The sequence below is a fragment of the Streptococcus sp. Marseille-Q7156 genome, from assembly GCF_965119495.1.
Genome location: NZ_CBCPLU010000001.1, coordinates 868,123 through 889,940 on the forward strand (window position 1 = coordinate 868,123; position 21,818 = coordinate 889,940).

Below are 21,818 nucleotides of genomic sequence, written 5' to 3' on the forward strand. Positions count from 1 at the left end.
AAAATCTGACTACCTTTTTGTAACGGCTTAAGAACCAAAACTCTTGAAGAAGTTGACAATGGCTTGCCAGAGGGCGCTTAAGAAATTACCCCCGTCCTCTAGCGCCTTATCCGCATCAAAGTTAAGGTTAATATTTTTAAAACTGTCACCAGCTTGTGAAACAATACTTTTTTTAAGGTCCTTTAGAGTTTTAGTGAAGTCTGTATTGCTAAGAATATCACTTTTTGAGAGATTTAAAGCAAAATTGATGATGACATTGATCTGGTTTCCTGTTATAACCTGATCAAGTTTGTAATTTTTTAAGGTATCTTCAACGATTTTGCGGACATCTTCCTCTGTCATATTTCCCTTGCTTTCTTTAGCTTTGGCAAGTCCTGACTTGATATCTGCTAGGGCAACATTTAATTTATTAGCATCATAGCCTGTTTTGTCCTTGTTTTCAGCATTGATATCTGACAAAGCCTTTAGCTCTTCTTGAGCCAAGTCTTTATTAGCTTGTGGTACCTTGGCTCCATTAGCTTCTAGCGAATAGTAAATCCCGGCTAAAGCACTCTCACCTGTAACTGGAATAGGTGCTGCTACAGTGATTTTGGCGTGTTCCACACCCAAAGTTACGGCTGCATTTCGGTACATATCCTGAGTTACCTTAGTGATGTTTTCTGGTGTTTCAATCTTGACCTCAAGTGGCGATTTGTCCCCTAGCTTTTGAATCTTGGCTGATGAATACAATTGTAAGCTAGAGTCATTGGCCACATTCATAATCTTAGAATAGACATCAGGTGTCATGGTCTTGAGTTCTTTGGTGTCTGTTGAGGCATTGTAGCCTAGTTTTTTTAGGGTTTGATTTTTTTGATCTTCTGACAATGATGAACCTAGGACATATTCAGGTTGAACATAGGTTTCATCGATAACTTTTTGAACATCTGTTGCTGCATGGGCGCTATTCATAGCTGTTACTGCCCAAAAAACCGCAGCACTGGTCAGAAAGAGTTTCTTTCTCATAGGGAATTTCCTCCTTTACCTTTCTAGAGTAATATATCTATCTTAAAGAAAACTTATAACAAAAACACCTGGGCTAGCCAGATGTTGAAAAGAGAGTGAAACATTTGATGATGTATAGGTTGAGTTGCACCTGTCTAGAATAATAATAGTTTCCACCATTTACATAGAGTTCGGCACCGTGAAAAATGGAAATAGGGTGAATATAACTATAAGTCTTTCCAGTGGTATTGCCAAGCAAGGGAGCAACAGTATCACGAGAGTACTGTTTGGCCAGAGCCAAGGTATTTTCCTTGCCATTTTGGGCGATAAAATCGATATAGGCAGGTCCAAAATTATAGGCTTGAACAGCCGTCCAGACATCTACCCCCTTCTTCTGGGCCAGATAGAGATTGTCTGTCAGAGTTTGAACGCCTTGCCGAATGCTAGAGGCGTTATCATTGATGGTATTGGTTGAACCACTTGCAGACTCACTAGATTGCATAACATCGCCTTCTTTTCCTTTTGTTTCGGTATAAATCATAGCGAGCACAAGCTCTTCGTTTGCTGGTGTGTCTTTTTCACTCAAGATTTCTCGCACCATGGGTTGATAGGTCATGACTTGCTTGACATCTTGGTGAACACGGTAAGCTTTATAGCCAGCAAAAAGGAAGACTGCTAGTACAAGCACTCTTCGAATTCGTTTAAACATTATTTACTTTGGATATCCTCGATATTTTTGATTAAGATAGAGTAAGTTCCATTGTCATTTTGGATAAACTCAACAGACTCGGCGTCTTGATAGACGTTATTGGGAACGATGAGCTCAATTCCATTTGATAAGGAGAGTTTTTGGTTTTCAAATTTCTTTAATTGGCGACTGGCATCAATTTCATCAAATTGAACTGGTTCTGGTACGGCTTCTTTGACTTGGTCAATAAAGCTTAGACGAGCTGTCAGATTGTTGTCAAAAAGGTCGTTAGCCAATTTTTCAGGTGATAATTCATTGCTTTCTTCCAGATTATTGAAAATCGCTGATTTGACCTTGGATTGAAATTGAAAATCGTCTGTGTTAAAGGTTTCAGCAATTCTCTGAGCTGTTTTTTCCAGTTCTTTGATAGATTTCTTAGGAGAAATCTTAGGAGCGACAGCAAGAAGATTATCTGAAAAATAGTTCAAAAAAGTCCCGTTGTACTTGATTCGTTTTTCAATCAGATGGTACTTGCGACTCTGAAGATTAACCACCAAGGCTTCGTCAGCACCCGTCCCAAATCCAGGCAGGTTATTCTGAGTCAGCTTGATTGGATTATCAACTTCTCCACCAAGGTGGGTCAAGGTCTCCCGCAGGGCAATTCGCAAGAAAGCGAAATGTTCTACACCTTCTTTAGAAAATTGCACAAAAATCAAGTCATTGGTCTTGAGGTTTTCAGAAATACTGAACTCTTCTTTCCAGAGATTAGCCAGTGTTACTGATGTCTCCAACAAATCGTCTGTGATGTGATTGAAGAAGGGATTTTCTTCCTCGAAAATCCCAGTCTTAGCTTCATCTGAATACACACGTTCAATTTTTTTACGCAGGTATTCTTCGATTTTTGGAGTGATATTGAGAAACTTATCCGCTAGGAACAGCTCGGTATCATCTGGACTGAACTGATGGATAATGGCTTTCTTAATATAAATGTCCATAAAAATTTTAGTCCTCGTATAGTGGGAAGGCATCTGTTAATGCTTTGACTTCACTTCTCACTTCTTCTAAGACAGATTCATTTTCTGCATTCTTAAGGGTTTTAATGATGAGTTCAGCAACTTTGCGGCTTTCTTCTTCACCAAATCCACGTGCAGTGATGGCTGCAGATCCGATACGAATACCACTTGTCTTGAATGGTGACAAGGTTTCGTATGGGATTGAGTTTTTATTTAAGGTAATATTGACTTCATCCAGGAAGTTTTGAGCTACTTTTCCGTTTTCTACAACCTTGGTTACATCAACTAGGAAAAGGTGGTTTTCAGTCCCACCAGAAATGATACGGAAATCAGGGTCTTGCAAGAAGACATCTGCCATAGCCTTGCTGTTCTTGATGACATTAGCAGCATATTCCTTGAAGGCTGGATCCAAAACTTCTTTGAATGAAACAGCTTTAGCCGCCACAACATGCTCTAAAGGACCACCCTGAATACCTGGGAAAATAGCAGAATTGATTTTCTTAGCTAGGTCTTCATCATTTGTCAAAATCAAACCACCACGAGGGCCACGAAGGGTTTTGTGGGTTGTGGTTGTTGTGATATGAGCGTATGGAACTGGACTTGGATGTAAACCAGCAGCAACCAAACCGGCGATATGAGCCATATCTACCATAAGTTTAGCCCCAACAGCGTCCGCAATTTCACGGAATTTTGAAAAGTCGATAATTTGAGAATAGGCTGAAGCACCTGCTACGATCAATTTTGGTTTTACTTCTTGGGCTTGTTTTAAGATAGCATCAAAATCCAAGAGTTCCGTTTCAGGGTCAACACTATAAGAAACAAAGTTGTAGGTTTGACCTGAGAAGCTAACTGGAGCTCCGTGGGTCAAGTGTCCACCTGCTGCCAAATCCATCCCCATAACGGTATCACCTGGCTCAATTAAGGCCATGTAAGACGCACAGTTGGCTTGGCTTCCTGAGTGTGGTTGGACATTGGCAAATTTTGCACCAAAAATTTCTTTTGCGCGTTCAATGGCTAGAGATTCTACCACGTCTACCACATCAGTTCCACCATAATAACGGCGTCCTGGGTAGCCTTCGGCGTATTTATTCGTCAAGATAGACCCTTGAGCTGCCATAACTGCCTTGGAAACCACGTTTTCCGAAGCGATCAACTCAATGTTGTTTTGTTGGCGTTCCTCTTCTTTGGCAATAGCATTCCAGAGATCAGCATCATATGCTTTAAAATCATCTTTGTCAAAAATCATAGGTCTTCTCCTTTATTGTGTGACTAGTCCATTAGTTTCATTTTCTTATTAGAAAATGAAACTAAAAGATGCGAATAAACCGTTTCTGCATTTTATCACAAGTATAACCAACTTTTTCATAAAATGCATGAGCACCCAGACGATGATCGGCAGAGTTTAAGCGGATAAACCCATAACCACGTCTTTTTGCTTCTTCTTCCAACCCTTGTAATAAGCTTTTACCAATACCTTGACCTTGTGCTTGAGGTGAAACTGCTAAGGCTAAGATATTAAATCCTGCTTTGGAATAGAGTGATTCGTAAACTTCAGCGTGGACATAACCAAGTAAGACACGACTGCCTGCTTCCTCATAGCCAAGTAGGAAATGATGGGAATCCTGAGATAATCTAGCTAGTTGACTAGCTGTGTCCTCTGGACTAAAAGAATAGCCCAAAACTTCTTGGTTAATGTCACAAATAGCTTTCACATCAGTTTCTCTTAAATTTCTGAGCATCTCATTCCTCCTCAAAAGAAACCTCTGGCAACCGAGCAAGAATATCTTCTCGCTTAATGGCCCCTTGGCGTAAGATTTTCACCTTGTCTCCAGACAAGTCCACGATAGTTGAATCCTGTCCAGTTAGAAAAGCATCGTCTTCTAGACCCAGAACCTCTTGGTCAAAATCCTCTAGAATTTGATTAAAGGTCACTCCACTTGCCTGACCTGAAATATTGGCAGACGGCCCAATCAAGGGACCTGTCTCTCGAATCAAATCAAGGGTAATGGGATGACTCGGCATCCGAAATCCAACAGTTGCAAGACCAGAATTGACCCAATAGGGAACTCGGTCATTGGCTTCGAGAATAATGGTCAAGGGACCTGGTAAAAAGGTCTCTACAAGTTTTTGTAGATAAGTTGGCTGATTCTTTGAAAAGTGCAAGATATCCTCTAAAGAGGCAATATTGAGATTGAGTGCCTTATCTCTAGGACGACATTTTAGTTGGTAAACATGGTCAACTGCTTTTTCGTCTAAAGCCTTGGCAAAGAGACCGTAAACCGTCTCTGTAGGTAGAACGACAGCTCCACCATTTTCCAACTCTTGTTTAATCCTGTCCATCATCAACCACAACCATCCTATCTTGACCAAATTGGTCCTTGAGTGTTCGTACTCTTTTTTCAGGAAAATGTTTCTTAAAAAACGCAGGAACACTTTGACCTTGCTTGTATCCAATTTCAAGGTAAATCTTACCACCATCTTTGAGATAGTCTTTTGCATCTTCCGCAATTCTACGGTAAATAGCTAGGCCATCCTCGTCTGCAAAGAGAGCTAGATGAGGCTCCGAATGCAAAACATTCAAGCCGACCTCTGACTCATCTTCACGAGAGATATAGGGTGGATTGGAAACAATTATATCATATTTTTCAGAAATTTCTGTAAAACAGTCAGATTTTTTTAAAAATATTTGAAGATTTTGATTTTTAGCATTTTCGCTAGCTAAATCTAAAGCATCTTGGGAAATATCCGCTGCTGTTACTGACCAATTTGGTCTGTTTTTTGCTAAGGCAAGAGCTATAGCTCCACTACCTGTTCCAATATCCAGAACTGAAAGATTCGTCTCAGGATTTTCAGCCAGGATAAGCTCCACTAACTCCTCTGTCTCTGGACGAGGAATCAAAACCCGCTCATCAACTGTTAACTGCATACCAAAGAAATCTGCATGACCGATAATGTACTGGGCTGGTTTATGAGCTGCTAACTGTTGGAAAATTCCTTTTATAAATACTTCTTCCCCTTCCGTCACTTCCTGCTGGAGGGCAAAAACGAAATCTGTAAAAGATAGATTTTTCAAGCTACGATAGACAAAAGAGAGGCTTTCAGCTTCCTCTCCTTGTCTTATCAACTCTTCTTCAAAATCTGAAAATAATTGAGCTAATTTCATTATTTGTTTAATTCTTCTAATTTTTGCGTTTGGTCATAGAGCACCAAGGCATCCACAACTTCGTCCAATTTACCAGACAAAATGGTATCTAGTTTTTGGAGGGTTAAACCGATACGGTGGTCTGTGACACGGTTTTGTGGGAAGTTATAAGTACGAATCCGTTCTGAACGGTCACCAGTACCAATAGTCGACTTACGCTCAGCATCTTGCTCATCTTGAGCAATCTGAGCAAAGTGGTCAGCCACACGTGCACGGATGATTTTCATGGCTTTTTCACGGTTCTTCTGCTGGGTACGTTCTTCCTGCATCTCAACCTTGATATTGGTTGGTAAGTGAACGATACGAACGGCAGTCGCAACCTTGTTGACGTTCTGTCCACCAGCACCAGAGGCGTGATAGATGTCAACACGAAGGTCTTTTGGATCAATATCGTATTCTACTTCTTCCACTTCAGGCATGACAAGGACTGTCGCTGTAGAGGTATGCACACGCCCTTGGCTTTCTGTCACAGGGACACGTTGAACACGATGGGCACCAGACTCATACTTGAGTTTAGAGTAAACAGACTGACCTGAAACCATGGCAACCACTTCTTTAAAACCACCGACACCGTTCATAGAAGCTTCCATGACTTCAAACCGCCAGCCTTGGGCTTCTGCATACTTTTGGTACATAGTTAGAAGGTCTCCGGCGAAAAGTGCCGCTTCGTCACCACCAGCCGCTCCACGAATTTCAAGGATGATATTCTTGTCATCGTTTGGATCTTTAGGAAGGAGCAAGATTTTCAGTTTTTCTTCGTATTCTTCTTTTTCAGCCTTGGCATCTTTGAGTTCTTGCTTGGCCATTTCTTCTAAGTCCGCATCTCCGCCTGATTCCTTAATCATCTCTTCGGCGTCAACGATGTTTTGAAGGACTTGCTTATACTCACGGTAGGCTGTTACCGTATCACGAGATGAAGCTTCCTCTTTTGAAAGCTCCATGAAACGCTTAGTGTCAGATACTACATCTGGGTCACTCAGCAATTCTCCTAATTCTTCATAACGGTCTTCTACAGCTTGTAGTTGATCATAGATGTTCATTTTTTCTCCTTATTTCTCAATTGTTAAATCATAGATTGCTACTACTTCGTTCTCGGATATTTCCCCAGTTTCTTTAAATCCATAACTGAGGTAACATGATCTTGCATGTTCGTTTTCTGGTTCATAAGACAACCAAAGTTTATTGCCTAAACCTGCTGGTGCTGTCCGAACATAGTCTAGTACTTTATCCATAATTGGTTTAAAATATCCTTGATTTTGAAAATTCTTATCAATCATAAAACGAAATAGTAAATAATTTCCACTACTAATTCCGATCTTTTTATCATAAGCTATCATCACAAAACCTATAATTGCATCATTATCATAAACTGCCAATGGAGCTACAAAATCTCCATTTTTAGTGTAGACGTATGCTTCAGCTAAACTAATTGCGTTGGTTGCAATGAATTGTTTTTGATATTTCTTGACATCCAAATTCAAAACATCAAAATAATTTTCCATTGTAACATCTCTTAGTTCAATTGTCATAGTTTTGCTCCTTGTTAGAGGTTATCATTGGCGCAAAATAATGTTTACGGCAAACTGAAATATAGGTTTCATTACCACCAATCTGGATCTGTTCTCCATCGTAAACGGGCAGTCCATCCTGTGTTCGCAAAACCATAGTCGCCTTTTTCTTGCAATACTGACAGATGGTCTTGATTTCGTCAATCTTGTCTGCTAAAAGCAAGAGATATTTGGAACCTTCGAACAGTTCATTGCGAAAGTCATTTTTCAAACCAAAAGTCATGACGGGTATATCTAACTCATCAACAACACGAGCTAGGTCGTAAACATGGTGACGCTTGAGAAACTGGGCTTCATCGACCAAAACACAGTAAGGCTTTTCTGGTAGGTCTCGGATATAGCCAAAGATATCCGTCGTCTCCTCAATCGCAATGGCAGGGCGCTTCATACCAATCCGACTCGACACATAGCCAACACCGTCACGCGTATCCAGAGCCGAAGTCATAATCACAACTCCCTTTCCTTGCTCCTCGTAGTTATAGGCCACCTTGAGAATCTCAATCGTCTTACCAGAGTTCATGGTCCCATAACGATAATACAACTGTGCCATGTTTCTTGCTTCACGTCCATTTCTAAATTTTTGCTACATTCTAGTATATCATAATTTTCTTAAGCTTTAAACGGCAAAATGTGGTAAAATAGAAGAAATCAAAAACTAGTGGAGGAAGCTATTATGCCATTTGTACGCATTGATTTATTTGAAGGACGCACGCTCGAGCAAAAGAAGGCTCTTGCTAAGGAAGTAACAGAAGCTGTTGTTCGCAACACTGGAGCCCCTCAATCTGCTGTCCATGTCATCATCAACGACATGCCAGAAGGAACTTACTTCCCTCAAGGGGAAATGCGCACCAAATAAGCTAGCTTAAGCAGAATTGCTTAGGCTTTTTCAATCTCCAAGTAGCATCCATTGAAGAAATAGTTCAAATTTGTTACAATTTGAAAAGAGACTTGGAAAAATTTCCAAGAAAAGAGCTATTTATTAAAGGAAACATTATGATTACACGTGAATTTGATACCATCGCTGCTATCTCTACTCCACTAGGTGAAGGGGCTATTGGTATTGTCCGCCTGAGCGGAACAGAAAGTTTTGCTATTGCGCAAAAGATTTTTAAAGGAAAAGACTTGTACAAGGTTGCCAGTCACACTCTCAACTACGGTCACATTATTGATCCTCAGACAGGAAAAGTCATGGACGAGGTTATGGTTGGAGCTATGAAGTCTCCAAAGACCTTCACTCGTGAGGATATTATCGAGATTAACACCCACGGTGGGATTGCGGTGACCAATGAAATTCTCCAACTAGCTATCCGTGAAGGAGCTCGATTGGCTGAACCTGGTGAATTTACCAAACGTGCCTTTCTAAACGGTCGTGTTGACTTGACTCAGGCTGAAGCCGTTATGGACATCATCCGCGCCAAGACAGACAAGGCCATGAACATTGCGGTCAAACAATTAGATGGTTCCCTTTCTGATCTTATCAATAATACCCGTCAAGAAATCCTCAATACACTTGCCCAAGTTGAGGTCAATATTGATTATCCTGAGTACGACGATGTTGAGGAAGCCACTACTGCTGTTGTCCGTGAGAAGACTATGGAGTTTGAGCAATTGCTAACCAATCTCCTTAGAACAGCCCGTCGCGGTAAAATCCTTCGTGAAGGAATTTCCACTGCCATCATCGGACGTCCCAACGTTGGGAAATCTAGCCTCCTCAACAATCTCTTGCGTGAAGACAAGGCTATCGTTACAGACATTGCTGGTACCACACGTGATGTCATCGAAGAATACGTCAACATCAACGGTGTTCCCCTAAAATTGATTGACACAGCAGGTATTCGTGAAACGGATGATATCGTGGAACAAATTGGAGTTGAGCGTTCGAAAAAAGCTCTTAAGGAAGCCGACTTGGTGCTGCTAGTACTAAACGCTAGCGAGCCCTTAACTGCCCAAGACCGACAACTTCTTGAGATTAGCCAAGATACAAACCGCATTATTCTTCTTAACAAAACTGACCTACCAGAAACGATTGAAACTTCAGAACTACCTGAAGATATCATCCGCATTTCAGTTCTTAAAAACCAAAATATTGATAAGATTGAAGAAAGAATCAACAACCTCTTCTTTGAAAATGCTGGTTTGGTTGAACAAGATGCTACCTACTTGTCAAATGCCCGTCATATTTCCTTGATTGAAAAGGCTGTTGAAAGCCTACAGGCTGTTAATGAAGGGCTGGAACTAGGTATGCCAGTTGATCTACTTCAAGTTGATTTGACTCGCACTTGGGAAATTCTCGGTGAAATCACTGGTGATGCTGCTCCTGATGAACTCATCACCCAACTCTTTAGCCAATTCTGTTTAGGAAAATAAGAAAAATCCATGATCCTTCATTCGGTCATGGATTTTATTGTCTTCATTAATAATCTGGTCTTAAAACACCTGTTACAGTTGCCTTAGTCGCTTCGTAGTCGCCATCTACAACAACCTTGATAATGCGTTTGGCATCTTCTTCTGGTGCTGGAACAAGAGGTAGACGAGTTGGTCCAGCTTCAAATCCCATATAGTTCAGAACCGCCTTAACAGGAGCAGGACTTGGATAAGAGAAGAGGGCATTGACTTTAGGGATAAATTTACGCTGAATAGCCGCTGCTTTTTTCATATCGCTTTCTGCAATTGCAGTGAACATCTCGTGCATCTCATCCCCATTTGTATGGGATGCAACAGAAATAACCCCGTCCGCACCAAGGTTCATGGCATGGAAAGCATCTCCATCCTCACCTGTATAAATTAAGAATTCTTCAGGCTTGTGCTCAATCAAGTAAGCCATATTAGCCAAACTAGTACATTCTTTGACACCAATAATATTTGGATGGTCAGCCAAACGAAGCATAGTTTCTGGAGTTAATTCGACAACCACACGACCTGGAATATTATAGATAATAATTGGTAGGTCAGAAGCATCTGCAATGGCCTTAAAGTGCTGATACATTCCTTCTTGAGAAGGTTTGTTGTAGTAAGGAACAATAGCAAGCCCAGCTGCGAAACCACCAAATTCTGCTACTTCTTTGACAAACTCAATAGAGTCACGCGTATCATTAGTACCTACACCCGCAATCAATGGAACGCGTCCATTGACAATCTTTTGTACAGCCGCAAAAAGTTCCAACTCCTCATCGTGGGTTAAAGTTGGACTCTCAGCAGTCGTTCCAGCTAGAAGAATTCCATCCGTATGATGAGCCAATAAATGCTCAATCAAGGCTGGAATAGCATCAAAGTTAATGGAACCATCCTCGTGGAAGGGAGTAATAAAGGCTGTGATGATTTTACACTCTTTTAAATCTTGATAAGACATGAAAACACCTCTCTATTTCAAAGAAGGAGTTCATCTGAACTCCTAAACAATATGACTATTTTAATTCAAATTTCAATTCAGCTGTTGGACGAACCAAGCCACGTTCGTGCAAAGTTTCAGCAATCTGAACTGAGTTCCAAGCAGCACCTTTGAGAAGGTTATCTGAAACAACCCACATGTGGATTCCTTTTTCAGCATCCAAGTCTTTACGGATACGACCAACAAAGGTATCGCGTGAACCAACTGCATTGATAGCTTGAGGATAGATTTGATGAGCTACATCATCTTCAAGGACAGCGCCTGGGAAGGCTGCGATAGCTGCTTTCACTTCTTCAATTGGAGCCACTTCTTTTGTTTCGATGTAAACAGACTCAGAGTGAGCTGACAAGACTGGAATGCGCACACATGTTGCAGACACCGCGATGCTATCATCTTCCATAATTTTCTTCGTTTCCTTAGTCATCTTCATCTCTTCGTAAGTGTAATCATTGTCAGTGAAAACATCGATTTGTGGAAGAGCATTGAAGGCAATAGGATAATGTTTCTTGTCACCACCTGAAGGCAAGATTTCCGCATGCAAATCACGTGGGGTTACACCATCATTCAAGACTTCACGAAGTTCACGTTGTGTCTCAAGAATTGCTCCCATACCAGCACCTGAAACTGCTTGGTAAGTTGAAACAATGATACGGCCCAAGCCCCATTTTTGGCGAACTGGCTCAAGCGCCACCATCATTTGGATTGTTGAACAGTTAGGGCAGGCAATAATTCCGTTGTGGGCATCAAGTGCATGAGCATTGACCTCTGGAACAACCAAAGGAACATCTGGATTTTGACGGAAGTAAGATGTATTATCTACTACTACCGCTCCAGCTTTCACTGCGTATGGTGCATATTTAGCTGATGTAGAACCACCTGCTGAAAAGAGAGCAATATCAACTCCTTCAAAAGCTGTTTCAGTCGTTTCTTCAATCGTAATATCTTGATCTTTAAATTTCAAAGTCTTGCCTGCTGAACGTGCAGAAGCAAGTAAACGAATTTTATCGATTGGAAGTGTTGATTCTTCCAACATTTTTATCATCTGAGCTCCGACAGCACCTGTCGCGCCGACTACAGCAACTGTATATCCCATAAATAACCTCTTTCGGAATTTTCTAAAAATTTCTATAATAGATGTATTATACTACTTTTTCCATGAATTGCAAAGCTTTTTCATCAATTTTTGGAAAATAAAAATCCCCAGTCGTTAGACCAGGGACTAAGAGGCATCTTCATGTGATGAGCAGGTTCACACAACTCATCAAGGTCCGCTCCTGCGTTATGACCTCCTTATGCTCAATAGTAGTCCAAAGACTACCTATCGACTCATCGCATCTACTATTCTACTAAAGAGAATCACTTTTGTCAACAGACGAAACTCTTTATACTCTTCGAAAATCTCTTCAAACTTCGTCAGCGTCGCCTTACCGTATGTATGTGACTGACTTCGTCAGTTCTATCTACAACCTCAAAAACATGTTTTGAGCTGACTTCGCCAATCTTATCTACAACCTCAAAGCAGTGCTTTGAGCAACCTGCGGCTAGCTTCCTAGTTTGCTCTTTGATTTTCATTGAGTATTAGTTTCATTTACACAGCTGAAGAGAAATATCTTTGAAAAATTTGGGGCAAACACAACAAAAACCCTTGTAAATAAAGGTTTTTTCTGTCTATTTAATGCTAATTGCCGGGATTGAACCGGCGACCTCATCCTTACCATGGATGCGCTCTGCCAACTGAGCTAAATCAGCTTACTTGAAAAGTATACTATAATCAGAAAATCTTGTCAAGGTTTCCTTAGACATTTTCCATAAGAAAAAGCCAGGTAAGAGCTACCTAGCTTATCTTCTTCTATTTACTTAAATCGATTCGACGACCAATTTTACCGATAATAATCGCTCCAATAATCAATGAGGCAAATTCACCAACTCCTGTTGTGAACCAAGTAAGGAAAAATGGTAATTGCGCTACGATATTCAACTCGGCAGCGATAGTAAACATAGAAATTGAAAAGAGGATTGAGAAGAAGAAATGATCTTTTCGAATCAATCCATTAAAGAGGTAGTCTTTACTGTATTTTGCAAAAAGCCAAACACCTAGACTGAGGAATACCAAGGTTGATCCACCACCAACAAAGACATCTAGCAGTCCGAAACTAAAGAAATTAGCAATCATACAACCGATTGTAACTCCGATGATGTACTTAGGATTGTAAAAAGCCATAAAGTTCATCATTTCTGAAATACGGAACTGATAAGCACCATAGCTGATGGCATTTAGGGGCGGTGTGACAGTCAAAACGACATAAATAGCAGCAACGATTGCAATATCTGCAACATCACGAATAGTTAATTTTTTCATCTTTTCTCCTTTAGCGGGTTATCCGCGTGTAATATGCTTGGTGAAAGAAGCTAAGCACCAAGGGTTGCTTTATTCAACCTTACTAGTATAGCACAATAGTCTGCTTTATGCTATACTTAAACCATGAAAATTCCTATTCAAAAATTTTTTAACAATGAAATCTTAGCCTATCTCTTTTTTGGCCTTGCAACAACTCTAGTTTCGATTCTCTCACGATTCGTCATTTATCAACTAAGTCATCAGGAACTCCTTGCTACTGCTTTAGCAAATATTATCGGTGTCCTCTTTGCCTTTATCACAAATGATACGATTGTGTTTAAACAAGCAAGGAAGAATCGACTTATCCGTTTAGTAAAATTTTCTCTTGCCCGCCTTTCTACTTTTCTGTTAGATTTGCTCTTTACTTTTCTGTTTGTGACTCAGTTTCCTCACATCATAGGACAATTCGTAAATGAAAGTCTTGACAAAATCAATGCAATCGAAACAGTTCTTGCACAAATATCAATAATTATTCTTAATTATATTCTAAGCAAGCTATATGTTTTTAAAAAATAAAAAATTTTGAGCATATATCTTGCAAGCTCTTCTTAATTAATATATAATTAAGAGTAAAAATTTTTTGAAAGGGAAAATGAAAATGTTAAAAGATCTTAAAGCATTTTTGCTTCGTGGTAATGTTGTTGACCTTGCTGTCGGTGTGATCATTGCCTCTGCTTTTGGTGCTATCGTTACTTCATTTGTTAATGATATCATCACTCCACTCCTATTGAACCCAGCCTTGAAAGCTGCGAAAGTACAAAACATCGCTGAGCTTGCATGGAATGGTGTTACATATGGTAAATTCTTGAGTGCTATTATCAACTTCCTTGTTGTAGGTACTGTTCTCTTCTTCGTTATTAAAGCTATGGAAAAAGCTCAAAGCCTTACTAAAAAAGAAGAAGTTGTTGAAGAGGAAGCACCAGCTGCACCAACTGAATTGGAAGTACTTCAAGAAATCAAAGCTCTTCTTGAGAAAAAATAATCGATTAAAAGGATCTAGCGCAAAGCTAAATCCTTTTTCTTTACTCTTTTGGTAACTTACCTGCTTTCTCAAGCATTTTTTTGATAAGATAAGGCATCTTAACATTTTCCCGACCTTTTTTCTCAATCAGTTTTTTCACAAATTCTGGCATTTGTAAATCTTGAGATTCAGCCAAGATATTTTTAGTCTCATCTGAAGGAACTAACTCATCAAAGGTTTCTTCTTCTGGGAGAAATTCCTTAAATTCTTGATGTTCATTAGCTCTGACTGTATTAACCAAAGCATCAATCAAACGAGAATCCGTATTTGGCATTGGTGGTCGATGGTAGTTCACACCCAATTCTTGACACAAGTCAAAACATTCCACATCGTTGTCAAACAAGACTTCAATATGCTCACTAATAAAGCTGATAGGAACAAAAATATAATGGTCTGGATGTTCTGTCTGTTCTCTGAGATACTCCAAGACATCTGGCTTAATCCATGGAATACCTATATCACTTTCACTCTGCCAAGTGTTAGTATATTGCTCGGAACTCAAACCTAGTTTTTCAGCAACTAACTTGCTATTTTCAAAAATTTGGTCGATATAAGGGTCACCAAAATCCAAGGCAAAAATGGGTACACTATGGGCTGAAAAGATAACTTTAAAGCTATCTTGCTTCACTTCTTCTTTTAAAATCTTAGCAATTTCATCTGCCCAATAGTTTAAGAGCGCTTCTTCTTGATACCAATCCTTAATAACTAAAAATTGAATTTGCTTGCTTTCTAAAAATTTCTCATAACCCATGACAGAGTAGAAAGAATAATGGGGCTCCAAAATCAAGCAAATACACTGCTCAACTCCGTCTGCTTCCATCTGACTAATCACATCTGGAATAAAGGGTCTTGAAAACTTATTGGCAAAATAGACACTATACTCATTCCCCAGTCTAGCCTCTACCAAGGCAACTTCTTCACGGGTAATTCTTTGCAGAGGCGTACCTCCAATAAGTACATAATTATCATAGAGTGTTTGAATCTCGTGGTCTTGAGGTCTCACTCCACGACGAATATTTGTGAAAAAATCAGCCACACCTTCAAAGGTAATCTCTTCTGGCGAACCGAAAGTCATCATTAAAATTGCTTTTTTCATAATTGCTTCCTTGTGATATTTTTATCAAGTTTATTTTATCATTTATCCATTAATAAGTAAACGCCAACATAGCGAATTTCTCTAACTTCTGTCTTTTGTTTTTCTCTCTTTTCTATGATACAATGGAAAAAATGAATTCAAAAGGAGTTTTTTATGACTTATCCCAATCTCTTGGACCGATTCCTAACCTACGTTAAGGTCAACACGCGCTCTGATGAACACTCTACTACTACTCCAAGTACGCAGAGTCAGGTTGACTTCGCGACAAATGTCCTAATTCCTGAAATGAAACGTGTTGGATTACAAAATGTTTATTATCTACCAAATGGTTTTGCTATTGGAACTTTGCCAGCCAACGATCCGTCTTTAACACGAAAAATTGGCTTCATCTCCCACATGGATACTGCTGATTTTAATGCCGAAGGAGTTAATCCTCAGGTGATTGAAAACTACGATGGTGGTGTGATTGAACTTGGAAATTCTGATTTCAAACTCGATCCAGCTGACTTTGAGAGTCTTGAGAAATATCCAGGACAAACACTCATCACAACTGATGGAACAACTTTGCTAGGTGCTGATGACAAGTCAGGAATAGCTGAGATTATGACAGCCATTGAATATCTGACTGCCCATCCTGAAATTAAACACTGTGAGATTCGTGTTGGTTTTGGTCCAGATGAAGAAATCGGTGTTGGTGCCAATAAATTTGATGCAGAAGATTTCGATGTAGATTTTGCCTACACTGTTGATGGTGGCCCACTAGGTGAGCTTCAGTACGAGACCTTTTCAGCAGCGGGTGCTGAATTGCATTTCCAAGGACGTAATGTCCACCCTGGTACTGCCAAAGGACAAATGGTCAACGCCCTTCAGCTAGCAATTGATTTTCACAATCAACTTCCAGAAAATGACCGCCCTGAGTTAACAGAAGGTTACCAAGGTTTCTATCATCTTATGGATGTGACTGGTAGTGTCGAGGAGGCGCGTGCAAGCTACATCATTCGTGATTTTGAAAAAGATGCCTTTGAAGCGCGTAAAGCAGCTATGCAGTCTATCGCTAATAAGATGAATCAAGAACTTGGTAGCGACCGTGTCACCCTAAACTTAACAGATCAGTACTACAATATGAAAGAAGTCATTGAAAAAGATATGACTCCAATTACCATTGCTAAAGCCGTTATGGAAGATCTGGGTATCACTCCTATTATCGAACCAATCCGTGGAGGGACAGACGGCTCTAAGATTTCCTTTATGGGAATCCCAACCCCGAATATCTTTGCGGGTGGAGAAAACATGCACGGACGTTTTGAATATGTTAGCCTTCAGACTATGGAACGTGCAGTTGATACAATCATTGGTATCGTAGCTTATAAAGACTAAAAATAGGCTGGGCAAAAACTCAATTTTAAGAGAAAATGAAGTAAATCTTCACACAATAAAACGCATAGTATCAAGGTTTTTCTGTACTGACCCCAAAAAGTTAGACAATTAATTTATCCGAAGGATTTAGTTCTGTATTGCACAGGGCTAAGTCCTTTTAGTTTTACCTTAATTCGTTTATTGTTGTAGTAATCAATATAGTCTACAATGGCTTGTTCCAATTGCTTAAGCGACTGAAATGACTTCTCATAACCATAAAACATCTCCGATTTCAGAATGCCAAAGAAGGACTCCATCATACCGTTGTCTGGGCTGTTACCTTTACGTGACATGGATGCTTGAATTCCCTTACTTTCTAGGAAGCGATGATAAGAATCGTGTTGATATTGCCAGCCTTGGTCACTATGGAGAATCGTATTCTCATAGTGCTTCTCTGTGAAGGCCTGTTCCAACATTGTTCGTACTTGTTCTAAGTTGGGTGAAGTTGAAAGATTATAGGCGATAATTTCGCTGTTGAAACCATCTAAAACTGGTGATAAGTAAAGCTTTTGAGTACTTGCTGGAATGGCAAATTCTGTCACATCTGTGTAGCACTTTTCCATTGTTTTAGAGCCTTCAAATTGACGTTGAATGAGATTATCTGCCTTCTTACCAACGTCTCCTTTATGAGAAGAATATTTTCGTTTCTGTCGCATTTTAGCTTGTAAATTGAGTACTTTCATCAAGCGTTGAACTCTTTTATGATTTACCAGATAACCACGATTTCTTAGTTCTAAATGAATCCGACGATAACCATAATTTCCCTTGTGTTCGATAAAAATGGATTGAATTTCAGCTTTAAGCTCTTGGTCCTTATCTGGTTTGTCTAGCTGTTTCAAGTGATAGTAGTAGGTCGAACGAGCTAGTTTAATGGCTTTTAGAAGAATATCTAACGAAAACTCAGTCATTAATTCTTGAACAATTTCTGTCTTTCTTCTTTCTCTTTTTCCTCCTTCAATCGGAGTTCTCTTAACTTTTTTAGAATGGCATTCTCCGCTCTCAAGTACTCATTTTCTGCTTGAAGACGTTCTAATTCTGTCCTCTCTTCAGGTCTCGTTTTTGGCTTACGTCCCATTTTAGGTACTCTCCCTCTTGTTTTCTCAACAATAGTATACCCGTTTTTCCTGTATTGTGCTAGCCAATTAAGAAGTATCGTACGACTTGGGAGGCCGTATTCAAGAGAAACTCTATCTTTAGTCCAGCCTTCATGTAAGACTTTATGAATCATTTCTTGTTTTAAATCAGGAGAATAGTAACGATTTTTTCCTTTTTTGACGAACTCCATTCCGTAACGATCAATCAATTTAATCATGTACCTAATATTAGAATTGTTTATCCCAAATTTATTTGAAAGCTTCTCTAAGCTATATCCTTGTTTTCTAAGTTCATAGATCTGAACTTTATCATCATAAGTTAATTTCATAATAAAAACACCCCAAAAGTTAGATTTTTCTGTCTAACTTTTGGGGTGCAGTTCATTCGGCTCCTGATACTGTGCGTTTTTTGATTATAAATACGGATTATTTGGTATAACTTCTCTTTATTGATGAACTGCTTGGGCCGCTGTGATAAGGGTCAACTTGTACACATCATCCGCATTACATCCACGAGAAAGGTCGTTAACTGGCTTGTTCAAACCTTGCAAAACAGGTCCTACAGCCGCAAAGCCACCAAGACGTTCAGCCATCTTGTATCCGATATTTCCTGCCTCGATACCTGGGAAGATGAAGACATTTGCTTGACCAGCTACCGTACTTCCAGGAGCTTTCAGAGCTGCAGTTTCAGGAACAAAGGCTGCATCAAATTGCAACTCACCATCGATTTCAAGGTCAGGACGCAAGTCGTGAGCAATTTTAGTGGCTTCTACAACCTTATCGACGCTTTCACCAAATCCTGAACCTTTAGTAGAATAGCTCAGCATGGCAATTTTAGGCTCGATGCCAAACATCTTAGCTGTGATTGCTGAGTTGATGGCAATTTCAGCCAAGGCTTCTGCATCAGGATTGATATTGATAGCACAGTCTCCAAATAGGTAACGTTCCGTACCACGAACCATGAGGAAGGCACCTGAAGTACGAGTCACATTTGGACGAGTTTTGATGATTTGAAGAGCTGGACGTACTGTTGAAGCTGTTGAGTGAATCGCACCTGATACCATTCCATCAACCAAGCCCAAGTAAACTAACATAACACCAAAATAGTTGACATCTTCAACCAAAACCTTGCGTGCATCTTCTTCAGACATTTTGCCCTTGCGACGCTCTACTAAGGCAGCAACCATTTCTTCAAATTGAGGATAATGTTGAGGGTCAATGACTTCATAACCATCCATGATCCCTTCAATTTCAAGATAAATTTTAATTTTTTCAGGATTTCCGAGCAAAACAGGAATCACTTCTGTTTCTTTTACCAAGCGTTTAGTTGCTTGAAGAATACGTGGCTCTTCCCCTTCAGGGAGAACGATACGAGCATTTTTACCAACAAGGTTGGCTTTTAGACTTTCAAAAACTTCCATGAGTTTTCTCCTTTTAGATAATAATTATACTCTGAAACAGTTTTTATAGAGTATTAGTTGATAACTGAGTAATAAGGTTACTGAAATCATCCGGCAAGGGACTTTCTAACTGCAAGTCTTGCTCTAAAAATGGATGATAAAAGGATAGGTAGTGGCAATGTAGGGCCTGACGTTGAATGCCATCGTCCAGATTACCACCATACAAGTCATCTCCCAACAAAGGAAAACCAATATGAGAAAAATGGACTCGGATTTGGTGGGTTCGACCAGTGTGCAAACGAATGTCGACCAAGTGGATATTTCCATAGGAAGCGACAATCTTGTAGGAAGTATGGGCATACTTTCCACCTTTAGCCACTCTTCTGGTGATAATGGAGTCTTCATCACGCGCAATCGGAGCAATAATTTCCCCCTCTGCTTCCAAGTGTCCATCACCTTTAACCAAAGCAAAGTAGCGTTTCTCAATAGACTTTTTCTGCAACTGCTTGTCTAATCGTGCGTGGGCATAGCCATGTTTTGCAAAGAGCATCAAGCCAGAAGTATCTTTATCAAGTCTGGTCACAATGTGAACCTGCTGATTTTCATAATTTTGCTTGACGTAGTAACCCTTGATAAAATTGGCAATGGTATTGGAGTGATTAACACTAGGAATAGAAGCCACTCCATAGGGTTTGTTTAAGACTAGAAAATGGTCATCCTCATAGAGAAGATCCAGTGGGAGCTCGATAGCTTCTAGAGTTTCAAAACCTTCCTCAGCAGGAATATCAATGGTAACGCGGTCTCCAATGTCCAATAGATAAGTTGCATTTTGCGGTTGGTCATTGACTAGAATAGCTCCACCTCGAAACTTAATCTTGGCCAGAAGTCCCTTAGAAACCTCATGCTTTTTTAAGAAGGTCTTAACCTTGACATGCTCATCTGCGATAAATTCAAACCTCATTCGTCCACCTCGCCGATGAAAGCATCCTTAACACGATTCCAAAAACTGGTGTGACTAGGTGAAGCAACAAAGTGAATCTTATGATGGTCGATTTGATACTCGATGCTCTCAATATTTCGGAAGGAATAAACGCTATTGTCAACAGAAATGGTATGGTAATCGTTTCTCGTTGGGATAAGTTCAATCTTATCCTTCTTAGGAACAATAATGGACGAACCTAGCGTTCGATAGACGCGATTATTAAGGCTGGCAATTTCCGTCAACTGAAGAGCTTCAATGGTAGGGTGTAAAACAGCTCCACCAAGCGACTTATTATAGGCTGTGCTACCAGTCGGTGTCGAAACTGTTAGCCCATCTCCGCGAAAACGTTCAAAGGGTACACCATTAATTACAATATCCGCCACCATGGTTCGATCGGACCTGCGGATGCTAGCTTCGTTGAGAGCTCTGAAAATCTTGACCTCTCCATTTCCAAGAAAAACCTTTACATTCAAAACCGGATAAGAAACTCTTGCTCCAGTATCTAGCTGCAAATTAGTCACTAGCTTGTCCAACTCAAAATCACGGTAGTCCGTATAGAAGCCCAAATGTCCCGTATGAACACCGATAAAGCGTACCTTATCAAGTTGATTTTCGTACTTATGAAAGGCTGATAAGAGCATGCCATCCCCACCAATAGAAATAACAATATCCGGATTGGTATCATTGAGTATAAACTGATTTCTCTTCAAACGATCTCGTAATTCATACAAGACCCTTTGACTCTGCGGTTTTCTATTGGCTATCAGGTCAATTCGTTTACCTATATTCTTCATCTGTATCGTCACTGTTTCCTACACCGTCATTTAATTTTCTACTCAAAGGATCAAAAAGAGCCTGAGCTTCTTGAATATCATCTCGAATTTTACCCATTTCTTCATCCAACTGATGGGCAATTTTGGCAGTAATTTCCAGTCTCTTTTTAATTTCCTCTGGGAAATCCCCTTGGTACTTGTAGTTGAGAGAATGTTCTATCGTTGCCCAGAAATTCATGGCCAAGGTACGTATTTGAATTTCTGCCAAAATAGTCTTGGCTCCACTGATGGTGTCAACCATATATTCTACTACCACGTGATAGGAACGATAGCCTGATGCTTTTCGATGAGTAATGTAATCTCGCTCCTGTATGATTCGCATGTCCTGACGTTTGTGCAAAATTTCCACTACTTCCTTAACGTCATCTACAAACTGAACCATCACACGCAAACCAGCAATATCTTGCAAATCGTGCTCTAAGGTCGCATAAGTAATGCCACGCCGAGCCATTTTTTCCTTGATACTTTCAATTGGCTTGACCCGACCCGTCACAAACTCAATCGGAGAATGCTTATTTTGCTTACGATATTGCTTCCGAATACCACGAAGTTTAATCTTTAACTCACCAACAGCTTGAATGTAAGGATCTAGAAATTCTTCCCATTCTAAGGTCATATATTCTCCCTTGTTTTCATATTATCCTTCAAAAATATCTTTGATTTTTTCTCCAGATTCATATACAATAAATACAATGCTTATTATACCATAAATCCGCTTTCAACGATAAAGAAAAGGTA

At 39.9% G+C, this 21,818-nt stretch carries 25 protein-coding genes, 1 tRNA gene and 1 riboswitch; of the genes, 5 read left to right on the forward strand and 21 right to left on the reverse strand.

All coding sequences use genetic code 11. The annotated features are described in order from the left end of the window. Window positions 1–27: 27 nt before the first annotated feature. From ACWPV5_RS04165 to ACWPV5_RS04210, 10 genes are all read right to left on the reverse strand, one after another. Window positions 28–1,002 carry a DUF1002 domain-containing protein gene (locus ACWPV5_RS04165; RefSeq protein ID WP_454382470.1) on the reverse strand — a complete coding sequence of 325 codons (975 nt, stop codon included), beginning with the start codon at window positions 1,000–1,002 and terminating at the stop codon, window positions 28–30. A 73-nt stretch (window positions 1,003–1,075) separates the two neighbouring features. Beyond that, entirely contained in the window at window positions 1,076–1,690 is a 615-nt protein-coding gene (gene pmp23, locus ACWPV5_RS04170; protein WP_023940692.1) for a cell wall hydrolase Pmp23, read from the reverse strand. Then, window positions 1,690–2,664 carry a nucleoid-associated protein gene (locus ACWPV5_RS04175; protein ID WP_049495770.1) on the reverse strand — a complete coding sequence of 325 codons (975 nt, stop codon included), beginning with the start codon at window positions 2,662–2,664 and terminating at the stop codon, window positions 1,690–1,692. The genes pmp23 and ACWPV5_RS04175 overlap by 1 nt, the downstream gene beginning before the upstream one ends. A 7-nt stretch (window positions 2,665–2,671) precedes the next feature. Continuing rightward, the gene (gene glyA, locus ACWPV5_RS04180; protein WP_454382473.1) at window positions 2,672–3,928 is read right to left on the reverse strand and encodes a serine hydroxymethyltransferase; all 1,257 of its coding nucleotides are present in this window, start codon (window positions 3,926–3,928) and stop codon (window positions 2,672–2,674) included. 61 nt (window positions 3,929–3,989) lie between these two features. Beyond that, window positions 3,990–4,421 (reverse strand): GNAT family N-acetyltransferase, encoded by a 432-nt coding sequence (locus ACWPV5_RS04185; RefSeq protein WP_454382475.1) that lies wholly within the window; start codon window positions 4,419–4,421, stop codon window positions 3,990–3,992. A 1-nt stretch (window position 4,422) separates the two neighbouring features. Continuing rightward, window positions 4,423–5,025, reverse strand: coding sequence for an L-threonylcarbamoyladenylate synthase (locus tag ACWPV5_RS04190; protein ID WP_454382477.1), 603 nt, complete (start codon window positions 5,023–5,025; stop codon window positions 4,423–4,425). After that, complete coding sequence (gene prmC, locus ACWPV5_RS04195; RefSeq protein ID WP_454382479.1) at window positions 5,009–5,845, reverse strand: peptide chain release factor N(5)-glutamine methyltransferase; 837 nt, start codon at window positions 5,843–5,845, stop codon at window positions 5,009–5,011. Before prmC ends, ACWPV5_RS04190 begins: the two co-directional genes overlap by 17 nt. Next, entirely contained in the window at window positions 5,845–6,924 is a 1,080-nt protein-coding gene (prfA, locus tag ACWPV5_RS04200) for a peptide chain release factor 1 (protein ID WP_001028807.1), read from the reverse strand. Before prfA ends, prmC begins: the two co-directional genes overlap by 1 nt. Window positions 6,925–6,933: 9 nt before the next feature. Further along, the gene (locus ACWPV5_RS04205) at window positions 6,934–7,413 is read right to left on the reverse strand and encodes a GNAT family N-acetyltransferase (protein ID WP_023944252.1); all 480 of its coding nucleotides are present in this window, start codon (window positions 7,411–7,413) and stop codon (window positions 6,934–6,936) included. Next, window positions 7,403–8,002 carry a thymidine kinase gene (locus ACWPV5_RS04210; RefSeq protein WP_023944250.1) on the reverse strand — a complete coding sequence of 200 codons (600 nt, stop codon included), beginning with the start codon at window positions 8,000–8,002 and terminating at the stop codon, window positions 7,403–7,405. The genes ACWPV5_RS04205 and ACWPV5_RS04210 overlap by 11 nt, the downstream gene beginning before the upstream one ends. A 123-nt stretch (window positions 8,003–8,125) precedes the next feature. Here ACWPV5_RS04210 and ACWPV5_RS04215 point away from each other — a divergent pair, with 123 nt between their 5' ends. Next, a complete protein-coding gene (locus tag ACWPV5_RS04215) occupies window positions 8,126–8,308 on the forward strand; it encodes a 4-oxalocrotonate tautomerase (protein WP_001117401.1) in 183 nt (60 codons plus the stop codon). 137 nt (window positions 8,309–8,445) lie between these two features. Next, window positions 8,446–9,819 carry a tRNA uridine-5-carboxymethylaminomethyl(34) synthesis GTPase MnmE gene (gene mnmE, locus ACWPV5_RS04220; RefSeq protein ID WP_023944248.1) on the forward strand — a complete coding sequence of 458 codons (1,374 nt, stop codon included), beginning with the start codon at window positions 8,446–8,448 and terminating at the stop codon, window positions 9,817–9,819. A 46-nt stretch (window positions 9,820–9,865) separates the two neighbouring features. Here mnmE and dapA read toward each other — a convergent pair whose 3' ends face one another. The 5 genes from dapA to ACWPV5_RS04245 form a co-directional block, all read right to left on the reverse strand. After that, window positions 9,866–10,801 (reverse strand): 4-hydroxy-tetrahydrodipicolinate synthase, encoded by a 936-nt coding sequence (dapA, locus tag ACWPV5_RS04225; protein ID WP_000121606.1) that lies wholly within the window; start codon window positions 10,799–10,801, stop codon window positions 9,866–9,868. A 55-nt stretch (window positions 10,802–10,856) separates the two neighbouring features. Next, window positions 10,857–11,933 carry an aspartate-semialdehyde dehydrogenase gene (locus ACWPV5_RS04230; protein ID WP_023944246.1) on the reverse strand — a complete coding sequence of 359 codons (1,077 nt, stop codon included), beginning with the start codon at window positions 11,931–11,933 and terminating at the stop codon, window positions 10,857–10,859. Between the two features lie 320 nt (window positions 11,934–12,253). Further along, window positions 12,254–12,412: a hypothetical protein gene (locus ACWPV5_RS04235; RefSeq protein WP_261044058.1), complete on the reverse strand. Its 159-nt coding sequence runs from the start codon at window positions 12,410–12,412 to the stop codon at window positions 12,254–12,256. A 104-nt stretch (window positions 12,413–12,516) separates the two neighbouring features. Beyond that, window positions 12,517–12,589, reverse strand: a tRNA-Thr gene (locus tag ACWPV5_RS04240). Between the two features lie 100 nt (window positions 12,590–12,689). Beyond that, window positions 12,690–13,199, reverse strand: a complete 510-nt coding sequence (locus ACWPV5_RS04245) for a QueT transporter family protein (protein WP_000737073.1) — start codon at window positions 13,197–13,199, stop codon at window positions 12,690–12,692. Then, window positions 13,197–13,294, reverse strand: a riboswitch (PreQ1 riboswitch). (Overlaps the previous gene by 3 nt.) A gap of 28 nt (window positions 13,295–13,322) precedes the next feature. Between ACWPV5_RS04245 and ACWPV5_RS04250 the strand changes: the two genes are divergently transcribed. Then, entirely contained in the window at window positions 13,323–13,754 is a 432-nt protein-coding gene (locus tag ACWPV5_RS04250) for a GtrA family protein (protein WP_023944243.1), read from the forward strand. An 82-nt stretch (window positions 13,755–13,836) separates the two neighbouring features. Continuing rightward, a complete protein-coding gene (mscL, locus tag ACWPV5_RS04255) occupies window positions 13,837–14,220 on the forward strand; it encodes a large conductance mechanosensitive channel protein MscL (RefSeq protein ID WP_023944241.1) in 384 nt (127 codons plus the stop codon). Window positions 14,221–14,260: 40 nt separating this feature from the next. Here mscL and hemH read toward each other — a convergent pair whose 3' ends face one another. After that, window positions 14,261–15,355, reverse strand: coding sequence for a ferrochelatase (gene hemH / locus ACWPV5_RS04260; RefSeq protein WP_023944239.1), 1,095 nt, complete (start codon window positions 15,353–15,355; stop codon window positions 14,261–14,263). A gap of 153 nt (window positions 15,356–15,508) precedes the next feature. On the opposite strand from hemH, the gene pepT reads away from it, so the two are divergent. Then, a complete protein-coding gene (pepT, locus tag ACWPV5_RS04265) occupies window positions 15,509–16,732 on the forward strand; it encodes a peptidase T (protein ID WP_023944237.1) in 1,224 nt (407 codons plus the stop codon). Window positions 16,733–16,845: 113 nt separating this feature from the next. Here pepT and ACWPV5_RS04270 read toward each other — a convergent pair. From ACWPV5_RS04270 to ACWPV5_RS04290, 5 genes are all read right to left on the reverse strand, one after another. Further along, window positions 16,846–18,194 (reverse strand): IS3 family transposase gene (locus tag ACWPV5_RS04270; RefSeq protein ID WP_454382485.1). Its coding sequence is split into 2 segments (ribosomal slippage): window positions 16,846–17,753 and window positions 17,753–18,194, totalling 1,350 coding nucleotides; the frame shifts between segments, so codons are not numbered across the junction. A 117-nt stretch (window positions 18,195–18,311) separates the two neighbouring features. After that, complete coding sequence (gene pta / locus ACWPV5_RS04275; RefSeq protein WP_000451580.1) at window positions 18,312–19,286, reverse strand: phosphate acetyltransferase; 975 nt, start codon at window positions 19,284–19,286, stop codon at window positions 18,312–18,314. A gap of 43 nt (window positions 19,287–19,329) precedes the next feature. After that, the gene (locus ACWPV5_RS04280) at window positions 19,330–20,226 is read right to left on the reverse strand and encodes an RluA family pseudouridine synthase (protein ID WP_454382487.1); all 897 of its coding nucleotides are present in this window, start codon (window positions 20,224–20,226) and stop codon (window positions 19,330–19,332) included. After that, complete coding sequence (locus ACWPV5_RS04285) at window positions 20,223–21,041, reverse strand: NAD kinase (RefSeq protein ID WP_261043203.1); 819 nt, start codon at window positions 21,039–21,041, stop codon at window positions 20,223–20,225. The genes ACWPV5_RS04280 and ACWPV5_RS04285 overlap by 4 nt, the downstream gene beginning before the upstream one ends. Continuing rightward, complete coding sequence (locus tag ACWPV5_RS04290) at window positions 21,025–21,696, reverse strand: GTP pyrophosphokinase family protein (RefSeq protein ID WP_261043202.1); 672 nt, start codon at window positions 21,694–21,696, stop codon at window positions 21,025–21,027. The genes ACWPV5_RS04285 and ACWPV5_RS04290 overlap by 17 nt, the downstream gene beginning before the upstream one ends. Between the last annotated feature and the right edge of the window lie 122 nt (window positions 21,697–21,818).